Origin of the sequence: Pseudomonas sp. C 49-2, from assembly GCF_003970195.1 — a bacterium.
Lineage (GTDB): Bacteria > Pseudomonadota > Gammaproteobacteria > Pseudomonadales > Pseudomonadaceae > Aquipseudomonas > Aquipseudomonas canadensis.
In genome coordinates this window covers 19,806-30,674 of record NZ_RXYG01000029.1, presented here as the reverse complement: position 1 = coordinate 30,674, position 10,869 = coordinate 19,806, and the positions used below count along the sequence as shown (strand labels likewise).

Below are 10,869 nucleotides of genomic sequence, written 5' to 3'. Positions count from 1 at the left end.
AGCCCGGATACATTAGCGCAAGCCTGATTTACCGTTCATCGTGACTGGATAGCAAAAGGTGGGCTGACCATACATTTTGGTTACTTTTGGGGCTCTTTTCCAAAAGTGACCCGCCGTAAGGGCGGAACCAATAGTAGCCATCACCCAACCAACGGATATTCACCCAGTCAAACCTAAACCCCAGGCACCAAAAACGCCGCCTCCAACAACTGCCGCGTATACCCATGCTGCGGCGCGGCAAAAATCCCCGCCGCATCCCCCTGTTCCACCACCTGGCCATGCTTCACCACCATCAACTGATGGCTCAACGCCTTGACCACCGCCAAATCATGGCTGATAAACAGATAGGTCAAGTTGTACTTGGCCTGCAAACTGCGCAACAACTCCACCACTTGCCGCTGCACCGTGCGATCCAGCGCCGATGTCGGTTCATCCAGCAAAATCAGGCGCGGCTTGAGCACCAACGCCCGGGCAATGGCAATGCGCTGACGCTGCCCACCCGAGAACTCATGGGGGTACCGATGCCGCGAGTCCGGATCCAACCCGACTTCCTTGAGCGCCGCAATAATCGCCGCTTCCTGCTCCAACGGCGTCCCCATCTTATGGATACGCAACCCCTCGCCAACGATCTCACTGACACACATCCGCGGGCTCAAGCTGCCAAACGGGTCCTGGAACACCACCTGCATCTCCCGACGCAACGGACGCACCTGTTGCTGGCTGAGCTTATCCAACTGCTGCCCTTCAAAACGAATGCCGCCCTTGCTCGCGATCAACCGCAGAATCGCCAGGCCCAGGGTCGATTTGCCCGAGCCGCTTTCGCCAACGATTCCCAGGGTCTGCCCCTGGGGCAGGCTGAAGTTGATGCCGTCCACCGCCTTGACGTAATCGACGGTATTGCGCAAAAAGCCCTTCTTGATCGGGAACCACACTTTCAGGTCATCGACTTCCAGCAACGGAGGGCCGACTTCGTTGCCGGCCGGTCCGCCGCTGGGCTCCGCCGCCAGCAGTTCCTGGGTATACGGATGCTGGGGCGATTGGAACAGCGTTTCACAGTCGGCCTGCTCGACGATGCAACCCTTTTGCATCACGCACACGCGGTGGGCGATGCGCCGCACCAGGTTCAAGTCATGGCTGATCAGCAGCAGGGCCATGCCCAGCCGCGCCTGCAATTCCTTGAGTAATTCGAGGATCTTCAACTGCACGGTCACATCGAGGGCCGTGGTCGGCTCATCGGCGATCAGCAGCTCCGGCTCATTCGCCAGGGCCATGGCGATCATCACCCGTTGGCGCTGGCCACCGGACAGCTCATGGGGCAGGGCCTTGAGGCGTTTGTGCGGTTCGGGAATGCCCACCAGGTCCAGCAACTCCAGGGTCCGCTGGGTGGCGACCTTGCCTTGCAACCCCTTGTGCAGGCCGAGTACTTCGTTGATCTGCTTCTCGATGGAATGCAGCGGATTCAACGAGGTCATCGGCTCCTGGAAGATCATCGCAATGCGGTTGCCGCGAATGTGGCGGATGGTTTTTTCTTTCAGCGTGAGCAGGTCCTGCCCGGCATAGTTGATGGTGCCGGAGGGGTGCCGCGCCAGTGGGTAGGGCAGCAGGCGCAGAATCGAGTGGGCGGTCACCGATTTGCCTGAGCCGCTTTCACCCACCAGGGCGATGGTCTCACCACGTTTGATGTCGAAGCTGACATTGTTCACCACGCGGTGGTGATGGTCGCCCGTGACGAACTCGACGGAGAGGTCGCGGATTTCGATCAGATTGTCCTGATTCATCTCATTTCCTCGGGTCGAAGGCATCGCGAGCGGATTCGCCGATAAACACCAGCAGACTCAACATGATCGCCAGCACGGCAAAGGCACTCATGCCCAGCCACGGCGCTTGCAGGTTGGATTTACCTTGGGCCACCAGTTCACCCAGCGACGGTGAACCGGCCGGCAAGCCGAAGCCGAGGAAGTCCAGGGCGGTGAGGGTGCCGATGGCGCCGGTGAGAATGAACGGCATGAAGGTCATGGTCGACACCATCGCGTTGGGCAGGATATGCCGGAACATGATCGCGCCATTCTGCATGCCCAAGGCCCTGGCGGCGCGCACGTATTCCAGGTTGCGCCCGCGCAGGAACTCGGCGCGCACTACGTCCACCAGGCTCATCCACGAAAACAGCAGCATGATGCCGAGCAGCCACCAGAAGTTGGGTTGCACGAAACTGGCGAGGATGATCAGCAGGTACAGCACCGGCAAGCCGGACCAGATCTCCAGGAAGCGCTGCCCGGCCAAATCCACCCAGCCGCCGTAGAAGCCCTGCAGGGCCCCGGCGATCACGCCGATGATCGAGCTGAGCACTGTCAGCGTCAGGGCAAACAGCACCGACACACGGAAGCCGTAGATGACCCGCGCCAGTACGTCGCGGCCTTGGTCGTCGGTGCCCAGCAGGTTGACGCTGGAAGGCGGCGCGGGCGCCGGCACTTTCAGGTCGTAGTTGATGCTCTGGTAGCTGAACGGAATAGGCGCCCACAACGTCCAGGCATCCTTGGCCTTGAGCAGCTCCTGGATATACGGGCTCTTGTAGTTGGCCTCCAGCGGGAATTCACCGCCAAAGGTGGTCTCCGGGTAGCGCTTGAGCGCCGGGAAGTACCAGCCGCCGTCGTAGTGCACGGCCAGCGGTTTGTCATTGGCGATCAGCTCGGCGCCCAGGCTCAGCACGAACAGGATCAGAAACAGCCACAGCGACCACCAGCCACGTTTGTTGGCCTTGAACCGTTCGAACCGGCGGCGATTGAGGGGGGATAGATTCATCTCAATGCTCCCGGCTGGCAAAGTCGATGCGCGGATCGACCAGGGTGTAGGTGAGGTCGCCGATCAGTTTCACGATCAGCCCCAGCAGGGTGAAGATAAACAGCGTGCCGAACACCACCGGGTAGTCGCGGTTGATCGCCGCTTCAAAACTCATCAGGCCCAGGCCGTCGAGGGAGAAGATCACCTCCACCAACAAGGAACCGGTGAAGAAGATCCCGATGAACGCCGAAGGGAAACCGGCGATCACCAGCAACATCGCGTTGCGGAACACATGGCCGTACAGCACGCGGTGGTTGGTCAGGCCCTTGGCTTTGGCGGTGACCACGTACTGCTTGTTGATCTCGTCGAGAAAGCTGTTCTTGGTCAGCAGGGTCATGGTGGCGAAGTTACCGATCACCAGGGCCGTGATGGGCAGCGCCAGGTGCCAGAAGTAATCGAGGATCTTGCCGCCCCAGCTCAGTTCGTCGAAGTTGTTCGACGTGAGCCCGCGCAAGGGGAACCAGTCCAGGTAACTGCCACCGGCAAACACCACGATCAGCAGGATTGCAAACAGGAACGCCGGGATCGCATAGCCGACGATGATCGCCGAACTGGTCCACACATCAAAATGGCTGCCGTGCCGCGTGGCTTTGGCGATCCCCAGTGGGATCGACACCAGGTACATGATCAGCGTGCTCCATAACCCGAGGGAAATGGACACCGGCATCTTCTCCTTGATCAAGTCGATGACCTTGGCGTCACGGAAGAAGCTGTCGCCAAAGTCCAGCTGGGCGTAGTTCTTGACCATGATCCACAAGCGTTCCGGCGCCGATTTGTCGAAGCCGTACATCTTCTCGATTTCCTTGATCAGCGCCGGGTCCAGGCCCTGGGCGCCGCGGTAGCTGCTGGAGCCGGCCACCGACACTTCGGAACCGCCACCGGCAATGCGGCTGGTGGCGCCCTCGAAGCCTTCAAGCTTGGCGATCATTTGCTCCACCGGACCACCGGGAGCGGCTTGGATGATGACGAAGTTGATCAGTAGGATCCCGAACAACGTGGGGATGATCAGCAACAGGCGGCGAAAGATATAGGCCAGCATTTAATCGCCTCCGCTCGCCGGATCGGCGCTGGTGTCTGGGTCTGAGGTGACGGCGGGTTTTACGTCAGGCTTGGCCCACCAGGTGGCGGTGCCGACGTCGTAGCGCGGCGGGACTTTGGGGTGGCCCAAGTGATCCCAATACGCCACGCGGAACGTCTTGATGTGCCAGTTCGGGATCACGTAGTAGCCGAACTGCAACACGCGGTCCAGGGCTTTGGCATGCGCCACCAGGCTTTTGCGCGAGTCGGCGTCGATCAGCTCTTCCACCAGTTGGTCGATGGCCGGGTCCTTGAGGCCCATGTAGTTGCGGCTGCCGGGTTTGTCGGCGCTGGACGACTTCCAGAACTCGCGCTGCTCATTACCCGGCGAAGTGGACTGCGGGAAGCTGCCCACCAGCATGTCGAAGTCCCGCGAGCGAATACGATTGATGAACTGCGACACGTCGACCCGACGGATCGCCAGGTCGATGCCCAGGTCGGCCAGGTTGCGCTTGAACGGCAGCAGGATGCGCTCGAACTCTGTCTGCGCCAGCAGGAACTCGATTTTCACCGGTTTGCCGGTGGTGTCGACCATCTTGTCATCGACGATGCGCCAGCCGGCTTCTTGCAGCAGTTGGTAGGCCTCGCGCTGCTGGGTGCGGATCATGCCGCTGCCGTCGGTCTTGGACGGTTCGAAGGCCTGGGTGAAGACCTCGGGCGGGATTCTGTCGCGCAGCGGTTCGAGGATCGCCAGTTCATCCGGGCCGGGCAGGCCGGTGGCGGCCATCTCCGAGTTTTCAAAGTAGCTGCGGGTGCGGGTATAGGCACCGTTAAACAGTTGCTTGTTGCTCCACTCGAAATCCAGCAACAGGCTGATGGCCTTGCGCACACGTACGTCCTGGAACATCGGCTTGCGCATATTGAACACGAAGCCCTGCATGCCGGTGGGGTTGCCGTTGGGGATTTCTTCCTTGATCAGGCGACCCTGGGCCACCGCCGGGATGTTGTAGGCGTTGGCCCAGTTCTTGGCGCTGAATTCCAGCCAGTAATCGAACTGCCCGGCCTTGAGGGCTTCCAGCGAGACAGTGCTGTCGCGGTAGTAGTCTGTGATGCGGTTGTCGAAGTTGTAGAAACCCTTGGCGACCGGCAGGTCCTTCGCCCAGTAATCCTTGACCCGCTCGTAGCGGATCATGCGCCCGGCCTTGACCTCGGCGACCTTGTACGGCCCGCTGCCCAGCGGGACTTCGAGGTTGCCCTTGGCAAACTCGCGGGTCGCCCACCAGTGCTTGGGCAATACCGGCAGTTGTCCGAGGATCAGCGGTAATTCGCGGTTGTTGGTGCGCTTGAACTTGAACAGCACCTTCAGCGGGTCTTCGGCGATCACTTCGTCGACGTCGGCGTAGTAGGTGCGGTAGATCGGCGAGCCTTCCTTGATCAGTTCCTGGAAGGTGAACACCACGTCTTCGGCGCGGATCGGGTGGCCGTCATGGAAGCGGGCTTCCGGGCGCAGGTAGAAGCGCACCCAACTGTTGTCCGGGGCTTTTTCGATCTTGCCGGCGACCAGGCCGTATTCGGTGATGGGCTCGTCCAGGCTTTGCATGGCCAGGGTGTCGTAGATCAAACCGAGGTTATCGGCCGGCACGCCTTTGCTGATGTAGGGGTTGAGGCTGTCGAAGCCGCCCATGGCCGACTCGCGGAAGGTGCCGCCCTTGGGCGCATCCGGGTTGACGTAGTCGAAGTGCTTGAAGTCGGCGGGGTATTTCGGTGGTTCGTTGTAGAGCGTCAACGCATGTTGCGGGGCGGCTTGGGCCGCGGTGCACAGCAGCAGGCCGCCGAGCAGTGCAGTACGCAAATACATCATTGGGCTTTCTCCGAAGCTTTCAGCCACCACGCGCTCAGGCCCAGGCTATAGGGCGGCGTGGTGACAAAGGCGAACCGGTTGCGGTACGCCAAGCGATGATAGTTGAGGTACCAGTTGGGAATACTGTAGTGCTGCCACAGCAGCACCCGGTCCAGGGCACGGCCGGCGGCCAGTTGCTCCTCGCGGGTCTTGGCGGCCAGCAGTTGTTCCAGCAGGTGATCGACAATCGGGTTGGCAATGCCTGCATAGTTCTTGCTGCCCTTGATCGCGGCCTGGCTGGAGTGGAAGTACTGCCACTGCTCAAGGCCCGGGCTCAAGGTCTGGTTGAGGGTGATCAGGATCATGTCAAAGTCGAATTGATCCAGGCGCTGCTTGTACTGGGCGCGGTCGACGGTGCGCAGGCGCGCGTCGATACCGACGCTGATCAGGTTCTCGACATAGGGCTGCAGGATGCGCTCCAGGTTCGGGTTGACCAGCAGGATCTCGAAGCGCAGCGGTTGCCCGTCCTTGTTGAGCAGGCGTTGGCCGGAGAGTTTCCAGCCGGCGTCCCCGAGCAAGGCCAGGGCGCGGCGCATGGTTTCGCGGGGGATACCGCGCCCGTCGGTCTGTGGCAGGCTGAACGGCTGGGTAAACAGGTTGGCCGGCAATTGCTCGCGGTAGGGCGAGAGCATCAGCCATTCATGGCCGGTGGGCACGCCGGTGGCAGAGAATTCGCTGTTGGGGTAATAGCTCAAGGTGCGTTTGTAGGCGCTGCTGAACAGGGTGCGGTTGGTCCATTCGAAGTCGAACATCAGGCCCAGGGCTTCGCGCACCTTGGTTTGGCTGAACGTCGGCCGCCGGCTGTTCATGAACAAACCCTGGCTCTGGGTCGGGATCTGGTGAGCAATCTGCGCCTTGATCACGTCTCCCCGGTTCACCGCCGGGAAGTTGTAGCCATTTGCCCAGTTTTTGGCCTGATGCTCGATATAGATATCGAATTCGCCGGCCTTGAAGGCTTCGAAGGCCACGTCGCTGTCGCGATAGAACTCCACCTCGACCTTGTCGTAGTTATAGAAACCCTGGTTGACCGGCAGGTCCTTGCCCCAATAGTCCTTAACCCGTTCGAACACCAATTGCCGGCCAGGCGTGACCTTGCTGATGCGGTACGGCCCGCTGCCCAAAGGCGGTTCGAAGGTGGTGGCCTTGAAATCGCGGTTTTTCCAATAGTGCTGGGGCAATACCGGCAATTCGCCCAGGCGCAGGATCAACAACGGGTTGCCGGCGCGCTTGAACACAAAGCGGATGCGGTGCCGGTTGAGGATATCCACTCGCGCCACTTCCTGCAGGTTGGTGCGGTACTGCGGGTGGCCTTCGGTCAGCAGGGTGCGATAGGAAAACGCCACGTCGTAGGCGGTGATCGGCTTGCCATCGTGGAAGCGCGCTTCCGGGCGCAGGTTGAACACCACCCAGCTGCGGTCCTCGCTGTACTCCACCGACTGGGCGATCAGCCCATAACTGGAGGTGGGCTCATCGCCGGAGGGCGCGTACAGGCCGGTTCCCACCATCAACGGCTCGTTCAGCTCGTTGACGCCGTATTGCAGGAAATTAGGCGTGGAAACCGGGCTGGAGCCCTTGAAGGTATAGGGGTTGAGCGTATCGAAGGTGCCAAAGGCCATGACCCGCAATGTCCCGCCTTTCGGCGCTGCAGGGTTTACCCAATCGAAGTGGGTGAATTTGGCCGGGTACTTGAGACTGCCGAACTGCGTATAACCGTGACTCTCGGTAATCGCCGCATTCGCACCAAAGCTCAAGGCCAGACTTATTAGTAGAAGGAGGGGACGCTTCAAGTCAGGGATCCGATCCAGGCGGCTTGCGCTTTATGATCGGTACAGTAACAGCTTGTTCCGGTTGGAAAAAGGCCGTTGGATTGACGCAGAACCAATGTGGGAGGGGGCTTGCCCCCGATAGCAATGCATCAGCCAACAGATTCATTGGCTGGCCTACCGCTATCGGGGGCAAGCCCCTCCCACATGGGTTCCTCAGTGTTCCAGAAACCTCAGCGCGGCCCGGAAACCACCAGCATCTGCCCCGGCTTCAGCGCCTGGCCAGTACGCGGGTTCCAACGCTTGAGATGTTGCATCTCAACGTTGAAGCGCTTGGCGACGATGTACAGCGAATCACCCTTCTTGACCTTGTACTGCACCGGCTTCTTGCTGCTGGCCACGACTTTGCGCGTGTCCTGCATCACCAGGGTCTGGCCGACCTTGAGGGCCTGGCCGTTGAGCTTGTTCCAGCGCTGCAGGTCATGCACATCGACCTTGTTGGCCTTGGCGATCAGCGTCAGGTTGTCGCCACTGCGTACCTTGTAGCTGCGGGTACGCCCGGCAACCCGCGCGGTCTCGACTTCGTCGAACACCTGCTTTTTCGGGCGCATCGCCAGCAATTCTTCAGGCTTCATCGTCGAAAGGGTGCTGGTGAGCAGTTGCGCCTTGGAGCTCGGCACCAGCAGATGCTGCGGGCCATCCAGGGTGGTGCGCTGCTTCAGCGCGGGGTTGAGCTGGAACAGTTCGTCTTCGTCGATCTCGGCCAGCGCGGCAACCCGTGACAGGTCCATGCTTTGCTTGACTTCAACCACTTCGAAATACGGCGTGTTGGCAATCGGGTTCAGGTTGACGCCATAGGCCTCGGGCGCCAGCACCACTTGGGACAGCGCCAGGAACTTGGGCACGTAGTCCTTGGTTTCCTGGGGCAGGGGCAGGTTCCAGTAGTCGGTCGGCAGGCCGAGCTTTTCGTTGCGCTCGATCGCCCGGCTCACCGTGCCTTCGCCTGCGTTGTAGGCGGCAAGGGCGAGCAGCCAGTCACCGTTGAACATGTCGTGCAGACGGGTCAGGTAGTCAAGGGCGGCGGTGGTGGAGGCGGTGATGTCGCGACGGCCATCATAGGCGCGGGTCTGGCGCAGGTTGAAGTAGCGCCCGGTGGAGGGGATGAACTGCCACAAGCCGACTGCATCGCTGCGCGAATAGGCCATTGGGTTGTAGGCGCTTTCAATCACTGGCAGCAGCGCCAGCTCCAGGGGCATGTTGCGTTCTTCAAGGCGTTCGACGATGTAATGAATGTAGAGGCTGCCGCGTTCGCCGGCGTTCTCAAGGAAGGAAGGGTTGCTAGCGAACCACAGTCGCTGTTGCTCGATACGTGGGTTGACGCCTACACCATCCTGCAATTGAAAGCCCCGTCGCATACGTTCCCAAACATCCTGGGGCACTTCGGGAGCCGGCTTTTCCGAAAGCCAGATGACGGGTTTCTGTTTGATATTGGCGCTGAGGTTTGGCTTGGGTTGCACGGTGGATTGTGCGGTGAAATTGCTTGATTGGCAGCCCGCCAGCGTAGCGGACACAGCCACCGCCACAGCTTGAGCCAGGCGGGTCAATGCGTCTGAATGGTTGGATTTACGAATAGATGACGACATTGGCTGGAAGTAAGTTCCGGGCAAAAATGTCGGGCGATTCTAGAAACCCGTTTGGTTCCGGTCAACCATTCAGAAATTACGTATCAGATTGCATCCCGTTAGAACTTATCTTTCCAAGCCCTCAAGCTAGCAAACACCTCGGCCCCAGAGCGGTTGTCGCGGCCATTCCGTTCGTCTGCTTTTTGTTTAACGGATGTTTCAGAGGTGCGCAGAAAAGGGTTGGTGCGCTTTTCCAGGGCCAGGTTGGAAGGCAGCGTGATCTCGCCACGTTCGCGCAATTGGCGGACGTTTTCCACCCGTTCGGCGATATCGGCGTTATCCGGTTCGACGGCCTGGGCAAACTTGAGGTTGCTTTGTGTGTATTCGTGGGTGCAGTACACCAAGGTGTCGGCGGGCAGTGCGGCCAAGCGCTCAAGTGAGGTGTGCATCTGTTCCGGCGTGCCTTCGAACAGGCGCCCGCAGCCGGCGGCGAACAGGGTATCGCCACAGAACAGCACGCCCTGGTGATAAAAGGCGATATGGCCCAGGGTGTGGCCGGGCACGGTATAAATGTCGAAGTCCCAGCCGAGCACGCTGATGCGGTCGTTATCGTTCAAGGCTACGTCCCGCGCCGGGATCTTTTCGTTGGCCGGGCCGTAGACCTTGGCGTCAGTCACCCGTTTGAGTTGTTCGACGCCGCCGACATGGTCGTGGTGGTGGTGAGTGATCAGGATGTCGCTCAGGACCCACTCAGGGTTTAGCTTGAGCCAGGCCAGCACCGGCGCGGCATCGCCGGGGTCGACCACGGCGCAGCGCAGGGTGCTCGGGTCTTGTAACAACCAGATGTAGTTATCGGTGAAGGCGGGCAGGGCACTGATCTGTATCATTCTTCGATTCGCCAAGCTGAACACATTGGTGCATCTTAGAACGTCTAGGCGAGTTGGAGAATGCAATGACTGATAAAGCGTTCGCCCAGGCCGATCCTGAGTGGCTGGCCCTGATCAGCGCAGCCCGTGAATGGCTGTCCGGTCCGATCGGGAAATTTCTGCTGGACGAAGAACGACGCATGCTCGAAGACGAGTTGGGCCGGTTCTTTGGCGGCTACCTGGTGCATTACGGCCCTTCGGCCGAAACGCCGCCGTGTGCGCCCCAGGTGCAGCGTAATGTGCGCCTGGGTGCACCGTTGCCGGGGGTGGAGATTGTCTGCGAGGAACAGGCCTGGCCGTTGAGCGAACACGCCGCCGATGTGGTGGTGTTGCAGCATGGCCTGGATTTCTGCCTGTCGCCCCACGGCTTGCTGCGCGAAGCGGCGAGCAGCGTCCGTCCGGGTGGCCATTTGCTGATTGTCGGGATCAACCCCTGGAGCAGTTGGGGCTTGCGCCATGTGTTCGCCCACGACGCCTTGCGCCAAGCGCGTTGCATCTCGCCGCAACGGGTGGGGGACTGGCTGAACCTGCTGGGCTTCGCGCTGGAGAAACGTCGCTTCGGGTGCTATCGTCCGCCGCTTGCGTCGACCAAGTGGCAAGCCCGTCTGGCCGGCTGGGAGCGCCGCGCAGGTGCCTGGCAATTGTCGGGTGGCGGCTTCTATCTGCTGGTGGCGCGCAAGATCGTGGTTGGGTTGCGGCCAGTGCAACAGGTGCGCCGCGAGCCGATGGGCAAGCTGGTGCCGATGCCAATGGCCAAGGTCAACCGCAAGCAAAGCGACGCATGACCCTCTTTTTGAATGAAT

General features: G+C 60.6%; 8 protein-coding genes. 1 reads left to right on the top strand and 7 read right to left on the bottom strand.

Annotated features, from left to right (window positions below; all coding sequences use genetic code 11):
• Window positions 1-173: 173 nt before the first annotated feature.
• From EJ576_RS29305 to gloB, 7 genes are all read right to left on the bottom strand, one after another.
• Window positions 174-1,778 carry an ABC transporter ATP-binding protein gene (locus EJ576_RS29305; protein WP_122726758.1) on the bottom strand — a complete coding sequence of 535 codons (1,605 nt, stop codon included), beginning with the start codon at window positions 1,776-1,778 and terminating at the stop codon, window positions 174-176.
• A 1-nt stretch (window position 1,779) separates the two neighbouring features.
• Complete coding sequence (locus EJ576_RS29300) at window positions 1,780-2,799, bottom strand: ABC transporter permease (RefSeq protein WP_012723835.1); 1,020 nt, start codon at window positions 2,797-2,799, stop codon at window positions 1,780-1,782.
• Window position 2,800: 1 nt separating this feature from the next.
• The gene (locus tag EJ576_RS29295; RefSeq protein ID WP_016979726.1) at window positions 2,801-3,877 is read right to left on the bottom strand and encodes a microcin C ABC transporter permease YejB; all 1,077 of its coding nucleotides are present in this window, start codon (window positions 3,875-3,877) and stop codon (window positions 2,801-2,803) included.
• Entirely contained in the window at window positions 3,878-5,716 is a 1,839-nt protein-coding gene (locus EJ576_RS29290; RefSeq protein WP_122726759.1) for an extracellular solute-binding protein, read from the bottom strand.
• Window positions 5,713-7,542, bottom strand: coding sequence for an extracellular solute-binding protein (locus EJ576_RS29285; protein ID WP_068938046.1), 1,830 nt, complete (start codon window positions 7,540-7,542; stop codon window positions 5,713-5,715). The genes EJ576_RS29290 and EJ576_RS29285 overlap by 4 nt, the downstream gene beginning before the upstream one ends.
• 209 nt (window positions 7,543-7,751) lie before the next feature.
• A complete protein-coding gene (locus EJ576_RS29280; RefSeq protein ID WP_126571734.1) occupies window positions 7,752-9,161 on the bottom strand; it encodes a lytic transglycosylase domain-containing protein in 1,410 nt (469 codons plus the stop codon).
• Window positions 9,162-9,259: 98 nt separating this feature from the next.
• Complete coding sequence (gloB, locus tag EJ576_RS29275) at window positions 9,260-10,027, bottom strand: hydroxyacylglutathione hydrolase (protein WP_126571733.1); 768 nt, start codon at window positions 10,025-10,027, stop codon at window positions 9,260-9,262.
• A gap of 65 nt (window positions 10,028-10,092) precedes the next feature.
• Between gloB and EJ576_RS29270 the strand changes: the two genes are divergently transcribed.
• On the top strand, window positions 10,093-10,851 hold the full coding sequence (locus EJ576_RS29270; protein ID WP_122726765.1) for a methyltransferase domain-containing protein: 759 nt from the start codon (window positions 10,093-10,095) through the stop codon (window positions 10,849-10,851).
• Window positions 10,852-10,869 lie beyond the last annotated feature (18 nt).

Coding starts and splice junctions, on each gene's coding strand:
- EJ576_RS29305 (WP_122726758.1), bottom strand. CDS start 1,778: ATGAATCAGGACAATCTGATCGAAATCCGCGACCTCTCCGTCGAGTTC.
- EJ576_RS29300 (WP_012723835.1), bottom strand. CDS start 2,799: ATGAATCTATCCCCCCTCAATCGCCGCCGGTTCGAACGGTTCAAGGCC.
- gloB (WP_126571733.1), bottom strand. CDS start 10,027: ATGATACAGATCAGTGCCCTGCCCGCCTTCACCGATAACTACATCTGG.
- EJ576_RS29295 (WP_016979726.1), bottom strand. CDS start 3,877: ATGCTGGCCTATATCTTTCGCCGCCTGTTGCTGATCATCCCCACGTTG.
- EJ576_RS29270 (WP_122726765.1), top strand. CDS start 10,093: ATGACTGATAAAGCGTTCGCCCAGGCCGATCCTGAGTGGCTGGCCCTG.
- EJ576_RS29290 (WP_122726759.1), bottom strand. CDS start 5,716: ATGATGTATTTGCGTACTGCACTGCTCGGCGGCCTGCTGCTGTGCACC.
- EJ576_RS29280 (WP_126571734.1), bottom strand. CDS start 9,161: ATGTCGTCATCTATTCGTAAATCCAACCATTCAGACGCATTGACCCGC.